25 protein-coding genes and 1 tRNA gene are annotated in these 22,552 nt (G+C 57.2%); 14 read left to right on the top strand and 12 right to left on the bottom strand.

Annotation, left to right across the window (positions count from 1 at the left end; genetic code table 11):
- The first annotated feature begins 139 nt into the window (after positions 1 to 139).
- From D777_RS11330 to trmL, 4 genes are all read left to right on the top strand, one after another.
- On the top strand, positions 140 to 1,273 hold the full coding sequence (locus D777_RS11330; RefSeq protein ID WP_051669074.1) for a tRNA nucleotidyltransferase: 1,134 nt from the start codon (positions 140 to 142) through the stop codon (positions 1,271 to 1,273).
- Positions 1,266 to 2,012 carry a pteridine reductase gene (locus D777_RS11335; protein ID WP_036132203.1) on the top strand — a complete coding sequence of 249 codons (747 nt, stop codon included), beginning with the start codon at positions 1,266 to 1,268 and terminating at the stop codon, positions 2,010 to 2,012. The genes D777_RS11330 and D777_RS11335 overlap by 8 nt, the downstream gene beginning before the upstream one ends.
- Before the next feature lie 126 nt (positions 2,013 to 2,138).
- Positions 2,139 to 3,317 (top strand): acetyl-CoA C-acetyltransferase, encoded by a 1,179-nt coding sequence (locus tag D777_RS11340; protein WP_036133008.1) that lies wholly within the window; start codon positions 2,139 to 2,141, stop codon positions 3,315 to 3,317.
- Positions 3,318 to 3,322: 5 nt separating this feature from the next.
- A complete protein-coding gene (gene trmL / locus D777_RS11345; protein ID WP_036132206.1) occupies positions 3,323 to 3,787 on the top strand; it encodes a tRNA (uridine(34)/cytosine(34)/5-carboxymethylaminomethyluridine(34)-2'-O)-methyltransferase TrmL in 465 nt (154 codons plus the stop codon).
- A gap of 73 nt (positions 3,788 to 3,860) precedes the next feature.
- On the opposite strand, the gene secB is transcribed toward trmL, so the two are convergent.
- Positions 3,861 to 4,361, bottom strand: coding sequence for a protein-export chaperone SecB (secB, locus tag D777_RS11350; protein WP_036132210.1), 501 nt, complete (start codon positions 4,359 to 4,361; stop codon positions 3,861 to 3,863).
- 137 nt (positions 4,362 to 4,498) lie between these two features.
- Positions 4,499 to 4,915 carry a rhodanese-like domain-containing protein gene (locus D777_RS11355; protein ID WP_036132213.1) on the bottom strand — a complete coding sequence of 139 codons (417 nt, stop codon included), beginning with the start codon at positions 4,913 to 4,915 and terminating at the stop codon, positions 4,499 to 4,501.
- A 145-nt stretch (positions 4,916 to 5,060) separates the two neighbouring features.
- Between D777_RS11355 and gpmM the strand changes: the two genes are divergently transcribed.
- From gpmM to D777_RS11375, 4 genes are all read left to right on the top strand, one after another.
- A complete protein-coding gene (gene gpmM / locus D777_RS11360; RefSeq protein ID WP_036132216.1) occupies positions 5,061 to 6,608 on the top strand; it encodes a 2,3-bisphosphoglycerate-independent phosphoglycerate mutase in 1,548 nt (515 codons plus the stop codon).
- Between the two features lie 74 nt (positions 6,609 to 6,682).
- On the top strand, positions 6,683 to 7,759 hold the full coding sequence (locus D777_RS11365) for a murein hydrolase activator EnvC family protein (RefSeq protein ID WP_051669104.1): 1,077 nt from the start codon (positions 6,683 to 6,685) through the stop codon (positions 7,757 to 7,759).
- 90 nt (positions 7,760 to 7,849) lie between these two features.
- Entirely contained in the window at positions 7,850 to 9,241 is a 1,392-nt protein-coding gene (locus D777_RS11370) for a S41 family peptidase (protein WP_036132219.1), read from the top strand.
- On the top strand, positions 9,238 to 10,074 hold the full coding sequence (locus tag D777_RS11375) for a divergent polysaccharide deacetylase family protein (RefSeq protein WP_227501750.1): 837 nt from the start codon (positions 9,238 to 9,240) through the stop codon (positions 10,072 to 10,074). The genes D777_RS11370 and D777_RS11375 overlap by 4 nt, the downstream gene beginning before the upstream one ends.
- Positions 10,075 to 10,089: 15 nt before the next feature.
- On the opposite strand, the gene D777_RS11380 is transcribed toward D777_RS11375, so the two are convergent.
- Positions 10,090 to 10,839, bottom strand: a complete 750-nt coding sequence (locus tag D777_RS11380) for an SDR family oxidoreductase (RefSeq protein WP_201443368.1) — start codon at positions 10,837 to 10,839, stop codon at positions 10,090 to 10,092.
- 141 nt (positions 10,840 to 10,980) lie between these two features.
- Here D777_RS11380 and D777_RS11385 point away from each other — a divergent pair, with 141 nt between their 5' ends.
- A complete protein-coding gene (locus tag D777_RS11385; protein ID WP_036132222.1) occupies positions 10,981 to 11,601 on the top strand; it encodes a TetR/AcrR family transcriptional regulator in 621 nt (206 codons plus the stop codon).
- A gap of 41 nt (positions 11,602 to 11,642) precedes the next feature.
- Here the strand turns inward: D777_RS11385 and D777_RS11390 are convergent, their stop codons facing one another.
- Positions 11,643 to 11,924, bottom strand: a complete 282-nt coding sequence (locus D777_RS11390) for a putative quinol monooxygenase (protein ID WP_036132225.1) — start codon at positions 11,922 to 11,924, stop codon at positions 11,643 to 11,645.
- A 262-nt stretch (positions 11,925 to 12,186) separates the two neighbouring features.
- Between D777_RS11390 and D777_RS11395 the strand changes: the two genes are divergently transcribed.
- Entirely contained in the window at positions 12,187 to 13,068 is an 882-nt protein-coding gene (locus D777_RS11395) for a helix-turn-helix domain-containing protein (protein WP_036132228.1), read from the top strand.
- Positions 13,069 to 13,099: 31 nt separating this feature from the next.
- On the opposite strand, the gene hisF is transcribed toward D777_RS11395, so the two are convergent.
- From hisF to D777_RS11420, 5 genes are all read right to left on the bottom strand, one after another.
- Positions 13,100 to 13,873, bottom strand: coding sequence for an imidazole glycerol phosphate synthase subunit HisF (gene hisF / locus D777_RS11400; protein ID WP_036132232.1), 774 nt, complete (start codon positions 13,871 to 13,873; stop codon positions 13,100 to 13,102).
- Between the two features lie 33 nt (positions 13,874 to 13,906).
- Positions 13,907 to 14,638, bottom strand: coding sequence for a 1-(5-phosphoribosyl)-5-[(5-phosphoribosylamino)methylideneamino]imidazole-4-carboxamide isomerase (gene hisA / locus D777_RS11405; RefSeq protein WP_036132236.1), 732 nt, complete (start codon positions 14,636 to 14,638; stop codon positions 13,907 to 13,909).
- A gap of 38 nt (positions 14,639 to 14,676) precedes the next feature.
- The gene (hisH, locus tag D777_RS11410; protein WP_036132238.1) at positions 14,677 to 15,315 is read right to left on the bottom strand and encodes an imidazole glycerol phosphate synthase subunit HisH; all 639 of its coding nucleotides are present in this window, start codon (positions 15,313 to 15,315) and stop codon (positions 14,677 to 14,679) included.
- A 31-nt stretch (positions 15,316 to 15,346) separates the two neighbouring features.
- Positions 15,347 to 15,940: an imidazoleglycerol-phosphate dehydratase HisB gene (hisB, locus tag D777_RS11415; RefSeq protein ID WP_036132239.1), complete on the bottom strand. Its 594-nt coding sequence runs from the start codon at positions 15,938 to 15,940 to the stop codon at positions 15,347 to 15,349.
- 117 nt (positions 15,941 to 16,057) lie between these two features.
- On the bottom strand, positions 16,058 to 16,519 hold the full coding sequence (locus D777_RS11420; RefSeq protein WP_036132242.1) for an SRPBCC family protein: 462 nt from the start codon (positions 16,517 to 16,519) through the stop codon (positions 16,058 to 16,060).
- A gap of 190 nt (positions 16,520 to 16,709) precedes the next feature.
- Here D777_RS11420 and D777_RS11425 point away from each other — a divergent pair, with 190 nt between their 5' ends.
- The 4 genes from D777_RS11425 to D777_RS11440 all read left to right on the top strand — a co-directional run bounded on the left by D777_RS11425 (position 16,710) and on the right by D777_RS11440 (position 20,510).
- The gene (locus D777_RS11425) at positions 16,710 to 18,905 is read left to right on the top strand and encodes an AsmA family protein (protein WP_036132244.1); all 2,196 of its coding nucleotides are present in this window, start codon (positions 16,710 to 16,712) and stop codon (positions 18,903 to 18,905) included.
- The gene (gene mutY / locus D777_RS11430; RefSeq protein WP_036132247.1) at positions 18,905 to 19,969 is read left to right on the top strand and encodes an A/G-specific adenine glycosylase; all 1,065 of its coding nucleotides are present in this window, start codon (positions 18,905 to 18,907) and stop codon (positions 19,967 to 19,969) included. Before D777_RS11425 ends, mutY begins: the two co-directional genes overlap by 1 nt.
- A gap of 72 nt (positions 19,970 to 20,041) precedes the next feature.
- On the top strand, positions 20,042 to 20,314 hold the full coding sequence (locus D777_RS11435; protein ID WP_036132251.1) for an oxidative damage protection protein: 273 nt from the start codon (positions 20,042 to 20,044) through the stop codon (positions 20,312 to 20,314).
- A 120-nt stretch (positions 20,315 to 20,434) separates the two neighbouring features.
- Positions 20,435 to 20,510 (top strand) — tRNA-Phe (locus D777_RS11440).
- A gap of 72 nt (positions 20,511 to 20,582) precedes the next feature.
- Here D777_RS11440 and D777_RS11445 read toward each other — a convergent pair.
- The 3 genes from D777_RS11445 to D777_RS11455 all read right to left on the bottom strand — a co-directional run bounded on the left by D777_RS11445 (position 20,583) and on the right by D777_RS11455 (position 22,492).
- A complete protein-coding gene (locus tag D777_RS11445; RefSeq protein WP_036132254.1) occupies positions 20,583 to 20,765 on the bottom strand; it encodes a hypothetical protein in 183 nt (60 codons plus the stop codon).
- A 126-nt stretch (positions 20,766 to 20,891) separates the two neighbouring features.
- Complete coding sequence (locus D777_RS11450; protein WP_036132257.1) at positions 20,892 to 21,143, bottom strand: hypothetical protein; 252 nt, start codon at positions 21,141 to 21,143, stop codon at positions 20,892 to 20,894.
- Between the two features lie 140 nt (positions 21,144 to 21,283).
- The gene (locus D777_RS11455; protein WP_051669075.1) at positions 21,284 to 22,492 is read right to left on the bottom strand and encodes a GAK system CofD-like protein; all 1,209 of its coding nucleotides are present in this window, start codon (positions 22,490 to 22,492) and stop codon (positions 21,284 to 21,286) included.
- Positions 22,493 to 22,552: the final 60 nt, after the last annotated feature.

Here is a 22,552-nt window from a genome sequence, read left to right on the forward strand (position 1 = left end):
CTGACAGCACCGAAGACAAAAGCCCGCCCGGCAGCATCCTGGCGGGCTTTTTTGTGCCCGCAGATTCAGCTTGAGGTTTGCCTCTGCATCCGGGGAACCGGATAATCCCCGAAACACACTCAAAGGACCCCATCCCTTCATGCAAACCTTTCTGGTCGGCGGCGCCGTGCGCGATAAGTTACTCGGTCTTGATGTTGAAGACAGGGACTGGGTTGTGGTGGGTGCCACGCCGGAAGAGATGCTCGAGAACGGCTTCAAGCAGGTTGGTGCAGACTTTCCGGTATTCCTGCATCCCAGAACCCGGGAGGAATATGCGCTTGCCCGGACGGAGCGCAAGCAGGGCCGCGGTTATCATGGTTTCAGTGTCTACAGTGCCCCGGATGTCACCCTGGAAGAGGATCTGAGGCGGCGCGATCTCACCATCAATGCCATGGCGATGAACGAGCAAGGCGAGGTGATTGATCCGTTCCATGGCCAAAAGGACATTGAACTCCGGCAACTCAGGCATGTCTCGGACGCCTTCGCCGAAGACCCTCTGCGAATACTTCGAACCGCTCGATTTGCAGCCCGTTTCCAGCCGCTGGGCTTCCGGGTGTGCCCCGAGACTCTGTCGCTGATGCAATCCATGGTGGCCGATGGCGAGGTCGACCACCTGGTTCCGGAGCGGGTCTGGCAGGAAATCCAGCGCGCCCTGCATGAAAAAGAACCCGGCACGTTTTTCGAAGTGCTGCAGCAATGCGACTGCCTGGGCGTGCTGATTCCCGAACTCGATCAACCTGATACCCTTCCGGCGGTCCTCGATGCCCTTCGCCGGATACATCGACAGAACGGCTCCACCGAAGAGCGCTTTGCCGCGCTGATGTCTGCACTGCAACCTGACGAATGTCTTGAGCGTGCGAGGGCCCTCAAGGCACCCAACGACTGTCGGGACCTGGCTCACCTGACAACGACCTACGCTCAGAAGACGTCGGCCGCTGGCAACGGCATGGGGCCAGACGCTGCCCTCTCTATGTTCAATCACGCGGACTTATGGCGTCGCCCGGAGCGGTTTTCATCGTTGATTGTTGTCCTCAACAACGTGGTGCCTGATTCTCAGAGGCCGGTCATAGAAAGACTGAAGCGAGCAGCCAAGGCAGCAACCGGCGTACAGCCGAAAGAACTGATCGAACAGGGCTTCAAGGGCAAAGCACTGGGAGAAGCCATCCAGAGTGAGCGCCTTGCACGTATACAGCAGGTATTCACTCACGCTTCAGGACCAGACAACCATGACTGATACCGCCCCAGTAGCACTGATCACCGGTGCCGCCCACCGGCTTGGCGCCCACACTGCCCGAAAACTCCATCAACGGGGCTGGAACGTCGCGATTCACTGCCGTAGCCGTCGAGAACAGGCAAACACCCTGGCCGACGAACTGAACACCCTGCGGCACGATTCCGCCAGGGTCGTGCAGGCTGACCTGAGCCGGGCAGCCGAGGTGGAAGCACTGGCGCAAGAGGCCATGGCACAATGGCAGCGACTGGACGCGTTGGTAAACAATGCCTCGGTGTTTTATCCCAACCCGGTGGCCGAGGCCACGCTAGCAGATTGGGACACCGTCATGCATACCAATCTTCGGGCACCGTTTCTATTATTGCAGGCCTGCCTGCCAGCGCTGAAACAGCACAGTGGCGCCGTGGTCAACCTGATTGATATCTACAGCGAACGTCCACTGCCCGATCACCCCCTTTACTGTGCGAGCAAAGCCGGCCTGGCCTCCATGACCCAGTCATTGGCCAAAGACCTGGCGCCCGACATTCGGGTGAACGGCGTTTCCCCTGGCGCCATCCTGTGGCCGGAAGGGGATGCAGCCATCGACGAAAGCTACCAGCAATCGATCCTCGCCAAGACCCCCCTGGCCCGCACAGGTACTCCCGACGACATCGCGGGCGCCATTGTGTTCCTCATCTGCGATGCGCCATTCGTCACTGGCCAGATACTATCAGTGGATGGCGGGCGCAGCCTGAACATGTAGAACGCACCGCTATAGCAAGACGCACAATTTTTGGCCCAATCCGCCTTTCCGGATACAATGCTCGCCTGCATTTTCATCCTGCCGGCACAAACTATTCCCTTTGTGCCCTTGAATCGGAGAAACACCATGCGCGATGTAGTCATTGTTTCCGCCAAGCGGACGGCCATCGGATCCTTTGGCGGCGGGCTCTCCAGCCTGCGCGCGGATCAACTCGGCACTGCGGTTATCAAAGCCATTCTGGAAGAAACCAGGGTCGCCGGGGAACAGATTAACGAAGTGGTTCTGGGGCAAGTGCTTACCGCCGGTTGCGGCCAAAACCCCGCCCGTCAATCCGTGATCAATGCCGGACTTCCTGCTTCGGTACCAGCGATGACTATCAATAAGGTCTGCGGTTCCGGCCTGAAGGCTGTACACATGGCCGTCCAGGCTATCCGCTGCGGCGACGCTGACATCATGATCGCCGGCGGCCAGGAGAGCATGAGCCAGGCGCCTCACGTACTACCCAACAGCCGTAACGGCCAGCGCATGGGCAACTGGTCCATGATCGACACCATGATTAACGATGGTCTGTGGGACGCTTTTAACGACTATCATATGGGGATCACCGCCGAAAACATCGTCGAGAAATATGGCATCAGCCGGGAAGAACAGGATGAGTTCGCGGCCGCTTCCCAGCAAAAAGCAACCGCAGCCATCGAGGCTGGCCATTTTGACGGCCAGATCGTTCCGGTCACCATCCCCCAGCGCAAAGGCGATCCGGTTGTAGTCGACCGTGACGAGGGTCCCCGCGCCGGCGTTACCGCAGAAAGCCTTGGCAAACTCCGCCCGGCCTTCAAAAAAGATGGTTCAGTCACCGCCGGCAACGCGTCTTCACTGAACGATGGCGCGGCCGCCGTCATGGTGTGCAGTGCAGAAAAAGCCAAAGAACTGGGCCTGACCCCGCTTGCCACCATCAAGGCACACGCCAATGCGGGCGTCGACCCCACCATCATGGGCACGGGCCCGATTCCAGCCAGCAAACGCTGCCTGGATCTGGCCGGTTGGAGTGCAAACGATCTGGACCTTGTTGAGGCCAACGAAGCATTTGCGGCTCAGGCCATTTCCGTCAACCGTGATCTGGGCTGGGACAGCAGCAAGGTGAACGTCAATGGCGGAGCCATTGCCCTCGGCCATCCGATTGGCGCTTCCGGCTGCCGGATCCTGGTCAGTCTCCTGCATGAAATGGTTCGCCGCGATGCCAATAAAGGCCTGGCAACCCTGTGCATCGGCGGCGGCATGGGTGTCGCGCTGGCTGTCGAGCGCTAATTTCCATGCTCCACGTGGTGCTCTACGAGCCGGAAATACCGCCAAATACCGGCAATATCATCCGGCTCTGCGCCAACACCGGCTGCCAGTTGCATCTGATTGAACCCCTGGGATTTTCCCTGGAAGATAAACAGATGCGACGAGCCGGCCTGGACTACAGCGAGTACGCCAGCGTCCGCGTCCATCCAGACTATTCGTCATTTCTGGACAGTGAGTGCCCGCAAAGGCTGTTCGGAATGACGACCAAGGGTAGTCGGCACTACCATGAAGTAGCGTTCCAGGACGGGGACTATCTGATGTTCGGCCCAGAGACGCGGGGCCTACCGGTCGAGGTACGGGAAGGACTCCCACCGGAGCATTGTCTTCGCGTTCCCATGCGGCCGGAAAGCCGCAGCCTGAACCTGTCCAATACCGCCGCGCTCGTTGTCTACGAGGCCTGGCGGCAATTGGGCTTTGACGGCGCGCTCTGACGCACGGCAGCACGGGCATAAAAAAAACCGGCCAATGCCGGTTTTTTTTATGCCGTCAGGATGTCACAGCCACTCAGTGAGTCTGTTCTTCCTTGGCTTCGCCAGCGGCTTCTTCCTGCTTGCGCTGGAGGGCCTGGGCATAGATCGCATCGAAGTTCACCGGAGCGAGCATCAGCGCCGGGAAGCTACCCTTGTTCACAACACCGTCGATCGCTTCACGGGCGTACGGGAACAGGATGGTCGGGCAATAGGCGCCGAGCATCTGGCCCAGCTGCGGGCCTTCAATCCCCTGAACCAGGAAAACACCCGCCTGCTGGATCTCGACAATGTAAGCCACCTTCTCACCGATCTTGGCGGTCACCGTCAGAGACAGCACCACCTCATACTGGTTGTCACTGACTTTGTCGTGGGAAGTGTTCAGATCCAGATTGACCTGAGGCTTCCACTGCTCCTGGAAGACGGCCGGAGAATTCGGTGACTCGAAAGACAGGTCCTTCACATAGATACGCTGAAGGGCAAACTGGGGTTGAGTCTGGTTTTCGCTGCCTGCTGCGGCTTGCTGATTATCAGCCATGTTCAGTCCTTTCGTTCTTGATCGTGGGCTCTGGCCCGTCATTATGAGGTACGCTGCCGGACCAGTTTACTGCCTGTCCCGGACGGCTAATGTGAAACAGTGCGGCAGATTTCACTTCAGATCAAGGCTAACCGCCCTTACTTTTTGACCAGCGGCAAGTTGCTGCTTTTCCAGTCTGCGATTCCGCCGTTCAGACGCACAACATTGGTGAAGCCTTCCGCGTTCAGCTGCTTCACCGCCATGGCCGAATGCTGCCCCATCTTGTCGGCAACAATAATCTGCTTTTCCTTGAACTTGTTCAGTTCAGAAACACGGCTTTTCAGACTGCTCAGAGGGATGTTGACCGATCCGGTGATCCGCCCCTCGCCGAATTCCTTGCGATCCCGGATATCCACTACCACAGCTTCATCCTTGTTGATCAGCGTAATGGCGCCCTGCGCAGAGATCTTGCTACCGCCACGACGGGACTCCAACACCAGAATGGCCACCAGAAATGCGACGAACAACGACGCCAGAACATAGTGGTTAACAACAAATTCGAACAAGCGGTCCATGAAACTACCCCGAAAAATAATTTGGCAGGATTATACACACCCGGCAGCGCTCACAGAAGGCAGTGGAAATGGCTTGTGAACGCCAAAACGGTTAGAATCTGCACTCCTGATTATCAAGACTTCTTTTACCTGACCGGATGAACTGATGACCGCGACGCGAAAGCCGACTGCACTGATTATTCTGGATGGCTGGGGACACCGTGACCCGGCTGACGACAACGCCATCAGCAATGCCAACACCCCGTTCTGGGACAAGCTTTGGCAAAACCAGCCGAAAACCCTGATCAATACGTCTGGCATGTTCGTTGGCCTGCCCCAGGGTCAGATGGGCAATTCCGAAGTGGGTCACATGAACCTCGGGGCTGGCCGGGTGGTCTATCAAAGCCTGACCCGGATCGATAAGGATCTCGAGGACGGCGCATTTCAGAAGAACGACGTCCTGTGCAACGCGATCGACAAAGCCGTCTCCGGCGGTCGAGCTGTTCACCTGATGGGACTGCTGTCGCCTGGCGGCGTGCACAGCCACGAAGACCACATTCTCGCAGCCGCTGAAATGGCCGCCGCCCGTGGAGCCAAAGAAGTCTATATCCATGCATTCCTCGATGGTCGCGACATGCCTCCCCGCAGTGCTTCACCGTCGCTGGAAAAAGCTTCCGCGAAGATGAAAAGCCTGGGCGTGGGCCGGGTTGCCTCCATCGTCGGTCGCTACTATGCAATGGATCGCGACAATCGATGGGATCGAGTTGAAGCGGCATACAACCTTATGACCCAGGGCACGGCAGAATTTACCGCTGCCGACGCAGTGACTGGCCTTGAAGAAGCTTATGAGCGCGGCGAAAACGACGAGTTCGTCAAGCCAACACGAATCCGTGGCGCCGGAGAATCCGAAGCCACCATCAACGATGGCGACACGGTGCTGTTCATGAACTTCCGTGCCGACCGGGCCCGGGAAATGACCCGTACCTTTGTCGAGAAGGACTTTGACGGCTTTGACCGCCTGAAACACCCGGAGCTGGCGGACTTCGTCATGCTTACCGAGTACGCGGCGGACATCAAGACCTCTTGCGCCTACCCGCCGGAGCAACTGGTCAATGGCCTGGGCGAATACATGGCCAACCAGGGCAAGACCCAACTGCGCATCGCCGAGACCGAGAAGTACGCTCACGTCACCTTCTTCTTCAATGGCGGTCTGGAAACGCCGTTCGAGAACGAAGACCGTATTCTGGTGCCCTCCCCCAAAGTCGCCACCTACGACTTGCAGCCGGAGATGAGCGCCCCAGAAGTGACCGACAAACTGGTTGAGGCAATCAAGAGCGGCAAGTACGACCTGGTGGTTTGCAACTATGCCAACGGCGACATGGTCGGCCACACCGGCAAGCTGGACGCTGCCATCAAGGCCGCCGAATGCCTCGATCAGTGCATAAAGCGCGTTGTTGAAGCACTGGACGAAGTCGGCGGTGAGGCCCTGATCACGGCTGATCACGGCAACTGCGAACAGATGACCGACCCCAACTCCGGCCAGGTGCATACCTCACACACCATCGGCCCTGTGCCCCTGGTATACACCGGCCATCGCAACGTCTCCCTGCTGGACGACGGCGCCCTGAGCGATGTAGCTCCGACGCTGCTGGCGCTCATGGGTGTGGAACAGCCCAGCGAGATGACCGGGCACAGCCTGGTCAAGATAAACTGATCGACAAGCCAGCCGTTTTGTTAAGACTACTGATCACTGCCGTGCTGGCCCTTTTCCTGGGGTCAGCACCGGCAATGGCCGAAGACGTCACACCAGCCCAGATCGAAGACCTCAAGGAACGCATCGAGGACATTGACGACTGGCTGGCCGATGCCGAGGAAGACCGTTCCGACCTCGAGCGGCAGCTTGTCAGTACGGAGCGAAAAATCAGCCGCCTGACCCGTGAACGCCGCACGCTCCGGCAAAAGGCGTCGGATCAAAAGCAGCGGCTGTCAGCGTTGGAATCCGAAGAGCGGGAGCTGACTCGAACCCTCAATAACCAGCGCGAAGGCCTGAAACAGCAGATTCGGGCAGCCTGGATGGAAGGCGACGCCCCAGCCGTCAAAGTGCTCCTTAACGAAATCAATCCGGATCAGGTTGCCCGGACCATGACCTACTACGAGTATCTCAGCCGAGATACCGTCCAGCGCCTGGAAGCCTTCCGCGCCAGCCTGCAGAAACTGAAACAGACCAAAGCCAGCGTGCAGGCGACCCGGGTTGAGCTCGCCAACTCCGAGGCTCGCATTGCCGAACGACAGTCAGAACTCAAGGACTATCGCCAACAGCGCGAGCGGACTCTGGCGGCACTGAACGCCGATATCAACAACCGGAAAAGCGAACGCAACGAACTGGAATCCGACCGCAAGCGCCTGCAGAAACTCCTCGACGAGGTGCAACAGGCCATCGCGAGCATTCCGGCACCGAATGAATCCCAGCCGTTTAAAAGCCTTCGAAAAAAACTTCCCTGGCCGGTTAAAGGCCGGGTGGTCAGCAGCTACGGCACCCCTTACGCCGACGGGAAACTCCGGCGCAGCGGCATACTCATCAACACCAGTGAAGACGCGGAAGTCCGCGCCATTCACTACGGCCGGGTGGTTTTTGCCAACTGGCTGAGAGGGTTCGGACTGATCACGATTATTGATCACGGCGATGGCTACATGACACTCTATGGCCACAGCAGCAGCCTGTTCACCAGTCCCGGAGACTGGGTGGCGGCAGGCGAGGCCATTGCCCTGACGGGCCGCACCGGCGGCACCAACGATCCGGCGCTGTATTTCGAAGTCCGTCACAACGGCAAACCCGACAATCCGCGCCGGTGGCTCGCCAACTGACGCGAGGGCTGACAAAAGACGGCCCGGGCGCCATACTGTCGGGAATAAGGGAAACCAGTCCAACTATTGGAATAAAAACGGGATAAGTGAATGAAACGGGTCAGAAGTATTGCCAACACCTCACCGCTGCGCACCTTGATTCTTGCCACCTGTTTCGCCACCGCTCCCGGACTGGCTCTCGCCCAGGCTAACGAGGCAAACAGCAGACAGCTACAGGAAAGCCTACAGAACGGTGAGCAGGTAGAAATCACCCTGCCAGATCCGGAAAAGCAGCTGCCCCTGGATGACCTGCGCAAGTTCACGGAAGTCTTCAGCCGCATCAAGGACGCCTACGTCGAAGAGGTTGATGATACCCAGCTCCTGGAGAGTGCCATCAAAGGCATGCTTTCTGATCTCGACCCCCACTCCACTTACCTCGCCCCCAAGGACTATGAAGAGCTTGAGGAAAGCACGTCTGGCGAATTCGGCGGCCTCGGCATCGAGGTCGGTATGGAGAACGGCTTCGTCAAAGTCATTTCACCAATTGACGACACACCCGCCTCAAAAGCCGGCGTTCAGGCCGGCGACCTGATCATCAAACTGGATGAAAAGCCAGTCAAGGGCATGGGTCTTGAGGAAGCGGTCCAGCTCATGCGTGGAAAGCCCGGGACCATCCTGACCCTGACGATCATGCGTGAGGGCGAAACCGGCCCTATCGAAATCGATGTTGAGCGCGATGTCATCAAGGTTACCAGCGTCAAGTCCCGGATGATCGATAACGGCTACGGCTACGTTCGTATTACCCAGTTCCAGGCCGATACCGGCGGCCAGTTCCGCCAGGCCCTGGACAAACTGGAAGACGAGCACGGCAGTGACCTGGACGGCCTGGTTATTGACCTGCGCAACAACCCGGGCGGCGTTCTTCAGGCCGCCGTCGAAACGGCTGACTCGTTGCTCGAAGAGGGTCTTATTGTCTATACCGAAGGGCGAATCCAGAGCTCACGCCTGCGTTTCAGCGCGAAGGCCGGTGACGTCATGGAAGGCACGCCCATTGTGGTGCTGATTAACGGGGGCTCCGCGTCCGCCTCCGAGATCCTCGCCGGGGCCCTGCAGGATCACCAGCGGGCTGTCATAATGGGCACTCAATCATTCGGCAAGGGCAGTGTCCAGACGGTTATTCCACTCGATGAAACCCATGCCATCAAGATGACCACCGCGCGTTACTACACGCCAAACGGCCGCTCCATCCAGGCAACAGGCATCGAGCCGGACATCCTCGTTCGCCCGGCCGAGCTGAAGGAAATCGACAGCCAGCCTTTCTTCACCGAAGCCGACCTGAGTGGCCACCTTGTGGGTCAAAACGAGAAGGATAAATCGGAGCGGGACGAAGGCCAGCAGTCGCAGGCTTCTGCAGCGGATCGGGATTTCCAGCTGCGCTCCGCTTTGAACCTGCTCAAGGGTTTGCGCATCCTCAACCAGAAAGGACAGGAAAGCGGCCAGTGAGATTTGTTTTCCTGCTAGCAGCCCTACTGGCAACGCCAGTTGTAACTGCCGGACCTGACGTCAATACCAGTCGAGGGGTGCCCCCGACCATCGCCATCATCATCGATGACATGGGGCATAATCGTGTGGAGGGGGAACGCCTGATTGCGCTGGATCAGCCCCTGACCCTGGCCTTCCTGCCTTATCGACGGTTCACCCGCAGTCTTGCTGAACAGGCTCACCGCAACAACAAAGAGATAATGCTTCACGCACCCATGGCCAACACCCACAACTTTGGCCTGGGGCCTGGCGGCCTCACCAGTGACATGGGGCGCACCGACACCATTCAGACCCTGCGCCGGGCACTGCAATCCATCCCCCACGTCACCGGCGTAAACAACCACATGGGCAGCCTGCTAACCCAGCGCTTCGAGCCCATGGAATGGGTGATGTCCGAGCTGTACAACTACCCGCTCTATTTCGTTGATAGCCGTACAATTGCCAGCTCCATTGCAGCAGACGTTGCGCAGGCTTACCAGATCCCCACCATGACCCGGGACGTGTTCCTCGACCACCAACAGACCGAAGCGTTCGTGGATAAACAGTTCCGGCGCCTGATCAAACTCGCCCGGGAGAACGGCACGGCCATCGCGATCGGTCACCCGCATAAGGTAACGGTAGACTACCTCGAAAAGCACTTACCAGAGCTCGACAGGCAGGGCATTGGCATCGCGACCGTCAGCGGTATCTGGGCGCTCAGAAACAACAATCAGGAAATGTTTGTGGAAGGCGAAAAGCAGGCGATTACGCCCATGCTGGCCCGCACCCCCCAGGATTCAGCCCCTCATCCCTGAGGGGCCTTCGCAGCCTCAGATATTGGCCATACCGCCATCCAGGAGCACACTCTCCCCCACCATGTAGGCGGAGTCATCACTCGCCATGTACAGGACCGTTTTCGCCACTTCATCGGCTTGGCCCAGGCGGGCGGCTGGCACCTTTGTCAGGAGCTGACCGGCCCACTCGGAAACCGCCTCCTCGGACATACCCAGCTTGCTGTAGATCGGGGTTTCGATCAGGCCAGGACTGATACAGTTAACACGGATACCACGGCCAGCAAATTCTGCTGACAGGGTTCGCGCGAGGGAACGGACCGCAGCCTTGGTCGCAGCGTAGACGCTCATGCCGGCAACTCCCTTCTCGATCAGGGTTGTCGAGGTGATCACCACGCTGGACGGATTTTTGAGAATCGGCAGAGCGCTCTGGATGGAGTAGATGACGCCTTTGAAGTTCACGTCGATCTGGTTGTTCATGTTGTCTTCGTTCACGTCGGAGAACGGCATTGGGCATGCAATACCGGCATTGGCAAACAGTACGTCGAGTTTGCCGAACTTGTCCTTGATCTGCTGAACGAGCCGAGCCATATCGTCCATTGAAGAAACATCGGCCTGGATCGCAAGCGCGCCATCACCGAGGCTCTCACCAGCACTCTTCACCCGCTCTTCGTTCTGCCCGGTAATCACCACGTTGGCCCCTTCGTCCAGAAAAAGCCGGGCGGTCGCGTAGCCAATGCCCGTTGTTCCACCAGTGATCAATGCGGTTTTGCCTGTCAGTTTGCTCATGTTCAAAATCCTTTTTTTGGTCATTGCATTAGACAGCCCCACTGGACTATCCCTAGTCGGCTCAATATTTGTACCGATCGGTACATAATTTAGTGAGTGCTATACTTAGTGTCAATAAAACTGTTGAAACAGAGCGAGAATATGCCCTTGGAGCGAGGTAGACCCCGAAGCTTTGACGAAGACGCGGTGCTCGATGCCGCCCTCGACGTTTTCTGGAAACATGGATTCCAGAGCGCATCGCTGAGTGAACTGACCAGAGCAACCAATCTTAGCAAGCCCAGCCTTTACAGCGCTTTCGGCGACAAGAAGTCGCTGTATCTGAAGGCTCTGAAGCAATACCTGAACAGGCTCGCAGGGAGCCATGGCGAAGCATTGAATGGTGAGAAAGACAGCAGGGAAGCCGTAGAGGCCTACCTTGGATCGATAGCCCGGATGCTCACCGATCCCGAGTTGCCGGGAGGCTGCTTCATCGTCACAGGCACTGCCGATATCGGCTGTACCATCGTACCGGAAGAAGTTGAAGACGCTCTCAGAGAGGCCTTAAAGGACAGCGAAGCAATGCTGAGGGAGCACCTGCATCAGGCCCAGCGCAAAGGAGATTTGCCGAAGAGCGCCAGCCCCGAGCATCTGGCAGCTCTGTTCTTTACCGTGATTGCAGGCATGGCCGTACAAGCCAAAAGTGGTGCCCGGGAAGACAAGCTAAAGGACATCATCAACACAGCCATGACCGCATGGCCTTGCAGTAAACCACCTGCAGCCTGACCCGAAGAGCTTAACGAATCAGGCTTGCAGATGGCTCCTGCTCAGTACTCCTGGAAGTAGCTACTGACCGGATCGGCCTTCAAATGACCCGCAATAAATTCCCAGTCGCCCGACTGGACAACCGAGTCAATGTGGCTCTGGTGCGCCTGTTGAGAATCCCAGGATTCCACCAGAGTAAAGACGGCCGGATTTTCCACGTCGTTGTAGACGGTAACCGAACTACAGCCATCAACTTGTGGCAGGCTCGATTTCACATCGGACATAATTCCCCGAAAGGAATCCAATTTCTCTTCCTTAACGTCAAAAGTGATGATCACGTTCACCGGTTTTCCCTCCCGTCACTTTCCATGTAGTTTGGTTACGGGGCCATAGTGGCAAGCGCAAAACCGGCATGTAAACACCTTAAGGGTCAACCCGATACATTTATTTTCAAGCCTGAAAATATCCTTCTACTCTTGAGGAAAACGGACTATCCAGAGCCCTGGAATTGGCAGAATAATGGAGCAATCCTGATACCGGCATTGTCGGATCGAATTTGATCTGCCATCAAACATTTTAGCCATCGACACACGGAGGTGCTCGTCCATGATCCTGGAGATAATTCCAAAAGCACTGTATTCGCGTCCTAACATCAGCCCTTTACTGATCGACGGACGCTCATCGGTGCTTCATAAAACGCTGGGCGGAGATCTGGTGGGGAAGGAAATCTATATCTCGACACCGCTGATCGTCTACATCCTCAAAGGCAAGCAGATCATTGAGCGCTCAGATCTCGCCGCGACGACCATTCCTGAAAACCACCTACTCTTTCTTCCCAAAGACCTTTATCTGGTTTCCGACTATGTTCGTGACGGTTGGGGCGAGTTTGAAGCCATCCTGTTCTTTCTGGACGAGCGAGTCATTGAGAAGTACCTACAAAGCAGTGCTGCGCACTACGATCAGCCCATAAGGTCCAGCACTCAGGTATTATTCACCACACCCGCCACCCCCCAGATTCTCCGTTTCATCGATGCCCTAAAACAGGTTTATGGCGACGGTCACCAGAGCCACGACTTGCTGGAACTCAAACTGCTCGAACTCCTTCATTTGCTCGCTATTCAGGACGGAAAACGCAGTTTCCTGACAGCCCTGACCAAGTTCAACAAACCCAACGGCAAGCGCGACATTCGCAGCTTCATGGAGAAGCACTACACCAGTAACTTGAAGCTGGAGGATTATGCCCAACTGACCGGCCGCAGCCTGTCGACATTTATTCGTGACTTCAAGCAGGCATACAAGGCAACGCCGAACCAGTGGATCATAGAGAAACGCCTGGAAAAGGCTCGCGAGCTGCTGACAGCAAAAAATCTGAGCGTGAGGGAAGTGGCCTCAGAAGTCGGCTACGACAACGTGTCGTACTTCATCAGGGCGTTCAAGAAAAAATATGGGGTGACACCGAAGCAGGAGCAAAGCCTGGGGATCGCCTAATCCCCAGGAGGTACCGGAGGGAAGTCCGGCCTCAAAGCCGGACTTCAATCCCCTGCTCCCGCATGGCTTCTTTCGCCTCGGGAATGGTGTGCTGGCCAAAGTGGAAGATGGAGGCGGCCAGCACCGCATCGGCACCGCCCTTGGTAACGCCATCCGCCAGGTGCTGCAGTTCACCGACACCTCCGGAGGCGATCACCGGTACGGACACGGCATCGCTGATCGCCCGGGTCAGCCCCAGGTCAAAACCAACCTTGGTACCGTCCCGATCCATGGAGGTCAGCAGCAACTCGCCTGCCCCCAGTTCAGTCATCTTCTTCGCCCATTCGACCGCATCGAGGCCGGTGGGTTTACGACCGCCATGGGTAAAGATCTCCCAACGATCCGGCTCGCCTTCGCCGCTGACTTTCTTGGCGTCGATGGCCACCACAATGCACTGACTGCCGAATCGCTCGGCCGCCTCCCGCACAAATTCCGGGTTGAACACCGCGGCGGTATTGATGGACACCTTGTCGGCACCGGCGTTGAGCAGCTTGCGAATGTCCTCGACGGTACGCACACCGCCGCCGACGGTCAGCGGGATGAAGACTTCCGCCGCCATCCGTTCCACGGTTTCGTAGGTGGTGTCACGGCTTTCGTGACTGGCCGTGATGTCGAGGAAGGTAATCTCATCGGCACCCTGCTCGTTGTACTTGCGGGCCACTTCCACCGGATCACCGGCATCCCGGATGTCCACGAAGTTCACCCCTTTTACAACACGCCCCTTATCAACGTCGAGGCAGGGAATGATGCGTTTGGCCAGAGACATAGTTGTGAACTCCGCTGAATGAAATAAATCGACTTACAGGCTGTCGCAGTAGGCCTGGGCCTCTGCCACATCCAGTGTGCCTTCGTAGATGGCGCGGCCGGTGATAGCACCGAGGATGCCCTTGTCGGCTACTGTGGCCAGTCGCTTGAGGTCGTCCATGTTGGTGACACCGCCAGAGGCGATCACCGGGATGCCACCCGCTTCCGCCAGCGCGGCGGTCGCCTCAACGTTCACCCCCTGCATCATGCCGTCGCGGGCGATGTCGGTGTATACAATGGAGTCAACGCCATCGCTGGCGAAACGTCTGGCCAGATCGGTGGCCATCACTTCAGACACTTCCGCCCAACCATCAGTTGCAACACGGCCATCTTTGGCGTCCAGGCCAACAATGATGTGCCCCGGGAACTGCTTGCACATGTCGGTGACGAATTCCGGCTCCTTGACCGCCTTGGTACCGATGATCACCCACTGCACGCCAGCCTTGAGATAGGCCTCAATGGTTTCCGCCGAACGGATACCACCACCGATCTGGATCGGCAGGTCCGGGTAGCGCTTGGCAATGGCCTGCACAATCTCCCCGTTCACCGGCTCACCGGCAAAAGCGCCATTCAGATCCACCAGGTGCAGGCGACGGGCACCGGCTTCCACCCAACGAGTTGCCATATCCACCGGGTCATCTCCGAAAACGGTGGAATCATCCATCCGGCCCTGGCGCAAGCGTACACATTTGCCGTCTTTGAGGTCGATGGCAGGAATAATCAGCATAAGACAGTGTCCGTGTTAATCGTTCAGATGCTCCGGCGTTACTTGCCGGACCAGTCAACAAAGTTTTTCAGGAGCTGCAGACCAGCCCGGGCACTTTTCTCCGGGTGGAACTGCACGGCAAAGATGTTATCCCGGGCGACAGCCGCAGCCAGGTCCACGCCGTAATGGCAACGGCCGGCAATGTCGGCGTTGCCCTCGGCTTCCGCGTAGAAGCTGTGCACGAAGTAAAACCGGTCACCGTCCGGGATGTTGTGCCACATGGGGTGATCAACGGTCTGGTATACCTCGTTCCAGCCCATGTGCGGGACTTTCAGACGCTCACCGTTCTCAACCAGATTATCCCCGAAATAACGCACCTGGGAGGGGAACAGGTTAATGCAGTCCACACCGCCGTTTTCCTCGCTTCGGGACATCAATGCCTGCATACCGACGCAGATACCGAGGAACGGGCGATCCCGGGAAACTTCCCGGACGAGCGTATCCACGCCAAGGCGACGGATTTCGTGCATGCAGTCGCGAATGGCGCCCACACCCGGAAGGATGACATGGTCTGCCTCGCGAATCTGGTCCGCATTGTCGGTAACCAGCACCCGGACGTCGGGTGCCACATGCTCTACCGCCTTGCGCGCCGAGTGCAGGTTACCCATGCCGTAGTCGATTATGGCAACGGTCTTCATAGTCTATCGCAGTGTCCTGTTGGCTAGCGGCTTACAGACAGCCTTTGGTGGAAGGCATGATATCGGCCATCCGCTCGTCTGTTTCGATGGCCATACGCAGGGCGCGGCCGAAGGCCTTGAAGACCGTTTCGATCTGGTGGTGGGTATTCTTGCCCTTCAGGTTGTCGATGTGCAGGGTCACCATGGAGTGATTGACGAAACCGTGGAAGAACTCCTCGAACAGGTCCACATCAAAGCCACCTACAGCACCACGGGTATAGGGTACGTCCATCATCAGGCCGGGGCGGCCTGAAAGGTCGATAACTACCCGTGACAACGCCTCATCCAGCGGAACATAAGCGTGGCCATAGCGACGGATACCTTTCTTGTCACCCACCGCCTGTTTGAACGCCTGACCGAGGGTAATACCGATGTCCTCAACCGTGTGGTGGTCGTCAATATGGAGGTCACCATTGGCGACAATATTCAGATCCACAAGGCCATGGCGTGCGATCTGATCCATCATGTGATCAAGGAAAGGTACACCGGTCTCAAAGCTGGACTTGCCGGTGCCGTCGAGATTGATCTCAACGGTGATCTGGGTTTCGAGGGTATTTCGTTCTACCCGAGCCTTACGTTCGGCCATGGGGACTCCGTTGCAATGGGGCGATACAACGCCGGAAAACATTTAATTCCGGATTATACCTTCTTAGCCCGCCGGAGTCCCACAAAGGCGTTAATCGCCCCGATAGCCAGGGCCGTCTCAGAATGCCTGTTTGAGGTTGCTCATGTAGGTGTCCACGAGGCTGTTGAACTCGTGCTTGATCACCGGGCTGATCGCCAGCTTGAGCAGACTTGGCAGGGGAACGGTCAGCTCCGCACTGGTTTTGAATTTCACTGCGGTAGCACTGTCGCCTTTGGCTGTCAGCGTCCAGGAACCACTGACGACGCCATTGCCTTCGCCTTTGACCGGCTCCCAGGTGATTTTCCCGGCGCTCTTGTCTGAGTGGTAGGTACAGGCGTAGACAGACTGAATCGCGTGCTTGTCCACACCCACTTTTTCCATTTCCCAGCGATAGCTGTTGTTGCCCAGGTCTGTCAGCTTATCGACCTTCGGAAAGTGACTGGCCGAACGCGGAACATCCGCCAGCAACTCGAAAACGTCATCGTAGCCCGCCGGTATTTCAAGCTCCCGGTTCAGCTCAATCGAAACGGTAATAGCCACAGCCAACTCCTTCTTATGGTTATACGTAGTAATGTAGTCGGAAAAAGAAGACGTGTATTCTGGCCCATCACTACGGCATTGTCATATTCCTGCGCTGTTAATTTGTAAACCCTGAGTTATCCTCTCACGTATCAGAGTCAAAGATTCAAAGCCATCCTGACAAGCGCCCGGGAACAAGGAAGCCTCAATCATGAAAGCTGTACGTTACCTGCTGATTGCCATCATCGCGGTGATCGTCCTCGCCGCAGCGGCTATCGCCATTGCCATGGCGGTGATCAACCCGAACGATTACAAACCACAGATAGAAAAGGCCGTCGAGGATCAAACCAACCTGGACCTGATCCTGGACGGAGACATCGGCTGGTCATTTATTCCTCTCGGCCTGGAACTGAATAATGTCGAGGCCAAGCTTGAAGACAACCGATTTGTCGCCCTCGAGCAACTGGTGGCCGAGATCGATTTCTGGTCACTGATTTCCATGTCGCCACAGGTGAACACCTTTACGCTGAACGGATTGGAAGCGAACCTTGAAGTGAATGAGCAGGGCCAGGGCAACTGGACCCGGATCATGCCCGAAAAATCCGCGGACGATGCGGGCACCTCGGGCACTGACGAGAGTGACAAGAGTGACGAGCCAGAAACAACCGCTTCTGCCGATAATGCCGAAAGCCGTGAGCCCCTTAACTTCAACGTTGAGAATATCCAGATCGGAGATGCCAGAGTTCACTACGAGGACAAGAGCACCGGCCAGTCTGTGACTCTCGAAAACTTCACGGTCAATGCCAGCAACATCACCCTTGGCAAGGAATTTCCACTCGAGATCGGCTTCCGCGTGGAAACAGCGAAACCACAGCTTGAAGTGGATGGCAGCATCAGCGCGCGCCTGGCCGCAAACGAAGCCCTTAATGATTTTGCCGTATCCGGCCTGAACGCGGTGTTTGATATGGCGGGCGAACCGTTTGGTGGCAAGTCAGTGACTGCGGAAATCAGCGGCTCGGCCGCAGCCAACCTGGACAGCGAAACCGCCAGCCTGAGCGGACTCGAAGCGAAGCTGGCAAACCTCACGCTGCAGACCGACCTGAATGTGAAGGGCTTCGGAGACAAAACGACGCTCAGTGGAAAACTCGCCATTGCGGAGTTCTCCCTCAAGAAGCTGCTGGACAGCCTCGGCCAGGCACCAATCGAAACCAGTGATCCCGATGTACTCAACGCTCTGGCATTCTCCACAGGCCTTGGCGGCGAACCGGGCAAAATCGCGCTGAGCGACCTGAGCCTGAAACTGGACGACACCACCTTCACAGGTTCAGGCAGCTACACGCTTTCCAACACCGGCGTGGTTTTTAATCTTCAGGGCGACAAGCTGAACGCTGACCGCTACCTGCCCCCGACCACCGAAAGCGAGCAGGACGCCAGCACAGAGGCACCCGAAAGCCAGCCCCAGACTGCTCAGAACCAGCCTGAAAGTGATCTGCTGCCACTGGAGACGCTCCGCACTCTGCTGCTGGACATAGACTTCGGCCTCGGCGAACTGGTGATCAGCAATCTGACCATCAACGAGGTAAAAGCCAGCACCACTGCCAAGAACGGTGTACTGAAGCTTGATGAGTTCAGCGGCAAGATGTACGAAGGCAGCTTTGGCGCCAACGCCACGCTGGACGCCCGCACCGACAATCCGACGTGGAACCTCGGCTCCGACGTCAGCAACATTCAGACGTTGCCACTGCTCACAGACCTCGCAGAAGTCGACATGCTTTCCGGCGGCGCCAACCTGAAGGTGAACGTGAGCAGCACCGGCAACCGCATCTCTGCCCTGCGCAACAACGCCGATGGCCAGATCAGCTTCAACCTCGCGGAAGGCCAGTTCCGCCGAATGAATCTGACCCGTATGGCTTGCCAGGGCATTGCCCTGGTCAATCAGGACAGCCTGACAACCACCGATTGGGGCACCACAACCCCCTTCAACGACATGCGCGGAACCCTGGATATCAACGGCAACATACTCAACAACACTGACCTGGTCGCCTCCCTGGCCGGGATGAAGCTTGAAGGCAACGGCACCGTCGATCTCTCCAAAACCGAGCTCGACTACGAAGCCGGCCTTCGCATTGTCGGTGAGATTCACCGCGATCAGGCCTGCCGCGTGACCGAGTACGTCGAAAACGTGGTGATTCCGGTGGAATGCCGCGGCAACTTCTCCGAAGACCCGGCCGGCCTGTGTTCGTTCGATGGCTCGCGCTTCCGCGACACCCTGAAAACCATCGCCGCCAATGCGGCCAAAGCCAAGGCGAAGGAAAAAGTCGACGAAGCCAAGGCCAAGGCCGAAGAAAAGGTCAAAGAGAAAATCGGAGAAGAGCTCGGGGACAAACTGAAGGGGCTGTTCAAGTAATGACCGACAGTGTCGCCAGCCGATTGCTGGCCTGGTACGACCAACACGGCAGGCACGACCTGCCGTGGCATTTCAACCGCAACGCCTATCGGGTCTGGGTCTCTGAGATCATGCTTCAGCAGACCCAGGTCACCACCGTGATCCCCTACTTCAATGCCTTTATGGAACGCTTCCCGGATGTGCACAGCCTGGCATCCGCGCCCGTTGATGACGTGCTGGGACACTGGTCCGGGCTGGGCTACTACGCCCGCGCCCGGAATTTGCAGAAAGCCGCGATCACAGTGGTTGACGACTTCGAAGGTGAATTTCCACAATGCCAGGAACAGCTGGAGAGCCTGACAGGCATCGGCCGCTCAACCGCGGCGGCCATTGTGGCTCAGGCCTTCGGGAAACGCGCCACAATTCTGGATGGCAACGTCAAGCGCGTGCTCGCCCGGTACCACGCCGTTTCCGGCTGGCCCGGCCAGACGGCCGTTCTCAAAAAGCTCTGGGAACATGCGGAGACACACACACCGGAGGAACGGATCCGGGACTACACCCAGGCCATCATGGACCTGGGCGCCATGGTCTGCACCCGCAGCCGACCGGATTGCGAGCATTGCCCGCTGAGCAGTGACTGCCAGGCCTATGCCCGGGGAGAGACCAAACTCTACCCCGGCTCCAAGCCGAGGAAGGAAAAGCCTGAGAAGAGCACCTGGATGATCATCCTGGAAGACAGCGAAGGCCGGGTCCTGTTGGAGCGGCGCCCACCCAGTGGCATCTGGGGCGGACTCTGGAGCTTGCCGGAACTTGATTCGGCCCTGGGCGCGGATGAACTGCAGGAAGCCTGCGAAAGCACCCTCGGCCTGACCTGCTCCGAGCCAGAACTGATCAGCGGTTTTCGCCACACCTTCAGCCACTACCACCTGCACATCCAGCCGGCACGATTTGGCATTACCCAAACAACTGTCGTTGCCGATGACGACCAGCGCCAGTGGTTTCATCGCGATGAAGCCCTGAGCCTCGGGTTACCCGCGCCAATCCGCACACTGCTGACCGAACCGGAACAAGCCGCCCTGCTCTGACATCGAGCAAGGCCAGTGGCCGCGCATCTCTGTTATCATGCCGCCAGATTTCACATTACTGCAGGAGCCCACATGAGCCGCACAGTATTTTGCCGAAAATATCAGAAGGAACTCGAGGGCCTCGACTTCCCACCCATGCCCGGCAAGAAAGGCGAGGACTTGTTTGAGAATGTGTCCAAGCAAGCCTGGGAAGAATGGCAGGCCCAGCAGACCATGCTGATCAACGAAAAGCACCTGAGCCTGATGGATCCGACCAACCGGAAATACCTGCAGGCGCAGATGGAGCATTTCTTCAACAACGAGCCTTTCGACAAAGCCGAAGGCTACGTGCCACCGGAGAAATAAGTGCCGATTGAGCAAAGGCTGACCAACCGGAAAAAGAATCGGAAATTTTTCCAAGTCAGCCTTGACTCAAAACCGCTAAACCGGTTTAATAGCGCCCCGTTGCAGCACAGAGCTCAACATGCCCGGATAGCTCAGTTGGTAGAGCAGGGGATTGAAAATCCCCGTGTCCGTGGTTCGATTCCGCGTCCGGGCACCACGAATTCAATGACTTAACCCGCCTCTTGGCGGGTTTTGTCGTTTCTGGTGTCCACGAAGTGCTTTCCCCGCATCACGATTGGCATGCGTGAACAGCACCGGCATTCAGCTCATGCTCCGCCAGGCCTTTCTCAAACAAAGCTCGCTTCATCACCGAATAGTTTGTAGGGCTTGGATCCTGCTCATACACGGCTTTGGCCCAGGTTGCCTCACGGCATTTTTCATCCCACCGCGCGATTACTTCCGTCTTATTCATTGCTCATGCCTCCGTCAGCTCACTGTACAATCACCATACAAAACATCTCGGGATTGATCTCAGCAGCTTTCCGCATGAACTATGACGAAAGATGGCCCCACTGGATTGTGGGACCATTTGGAGAAGTCAGTGGGTCGTCACGCGCTTCCCGGAAGACCAATGCAGCACCTTGCCCTCAGGATCAAAGTGAACGAAGCCCTTGAAACCATCCTCGTCTTGCCAGGTTTTGACGTAACCGACGACAACCCCCTGCGCGGACACCATTTCGTAGGAAAAGTCCTTAGACCCTGACGACGAATAAGGGCTTTCAACATGAATTTGCTTGAGGCTACAACTCGGATCATCAAGAACTAATTCATCAAGAATATCTGGCTTCATAACACCCTCCGACCATGAATCGCTTCACAATAAATCTGAGACTCTAGCCAATATACTCTGCGTATATGTTCGAAAAATGACCGGGCTCAAGATTTCCTGAATATGAGAGGTATCAGGACAAAAGCCAACTAACAGCTGCGTCAGGTCAGCGCCAACAGAGCTTCGGCCAACTTCACGTCATCGTAACGATGGGTATCGCCTGCCGCGGTCGCCAGGTCCACATCAATAATCTGAACCCCCAGCTCATTGGCGATTACGTCCACCTGTTCCTGAGACGTTTTCAGCAATCGCGAATCAAACAACAGGACATCAAGCGGGCATTGGCCCGAGTTCTTCGGGGAAAGGTGGCTGCAAAGCACCCGAACCTGATCCACCAGTGTCATGCCCAGGGTCTCGAGATCCGTGCCCAGGCTGGGCACATACACCCGGGGTGAGGGGTTTTTGCTGAGCGCCTTGCTCACGCCTTTGGGCAGGAGATTGGCAATCACACTGCTGTAAAAACTGCCGGGCGGGAAAACCAGAAGTTCTGCAGAATCGATGAGTTTTCGGGTTTCCTTGCAGACTTTGGAGACGTCCTGCGTATCTACGTCGTCGGCCACCCCGGACAGCTTGATGGATTTGATCGGCGAGTCGATTTCCGCCATTTCCTTACCCGTAAAACGGTGCTGCCCGGTAATGCGCCGGCCGTTCTCGAGATCCACCTGCAGCTGCAGATCCGCGTCGGTTGTGGTTCGTACGGTACCCCGGGTTTTGATCAGTTGACCAAACAGGAAGGCGATTGGGTCCAGGGAACGGTTATGCATGAGGTAGCCGCCAGTGAGGATCAGGTTACCAACACTCGCACCCGCCAACTCGAAGCTGTCTGGCATCTGGTTGGCAAACTCCGCAATGTAGCTCTGGATCAGGGACCGCATGGGCTCTGCGATGGCCTTGAGTAATGGATGCTTGCCAGTGACCAATGCCTTCAGGTCCTGCTCAAGCAACTCCCGGCGTCGTCCTTTGTCGAGCCGGTGAGAAAACAGCGCAGCGATTTCCGGGTGACCGGTGACCGAATCATCCGCCAGCGATAACAGCCGCGCCCGCAGATCCCCGACTGCGGGCATTGCGAAGGCTTTTCGCAACTCGGCTGAACTGCCTCCGGAATCGAAAGGGGTGACGAGATGGATGGAGTTGTGAGTGTACCCCGCCAGGATCTCAGAAAAGCTCCTGAGCGCCGTTCCGCCACTGAAGAAAAGGATCTTGGGACCTAGTTCGGGGGCCTTGCGATAGCGGGCCAGTCGCAGTCCATTAGCGTTCCCGAACCCTCTGGGTAAGCTCAGGCTTGTGGCGGAGAATCGGTGTTTCGACATAGTTGGTTGTATGCTGTAAGAAATGTGTAACACAAAAGGCGACGCAGTTGCTTATAGTGT

The organism is Marinobacter nitratireducens, assembly GCF_000708045.1.
Lineage (GTDB): Bacteria > Pseudomonadota > Gammaproteobacteria > Pseudomonadales > Oleiphilaceae > Marinobacter > Marinobacter nitratireducens.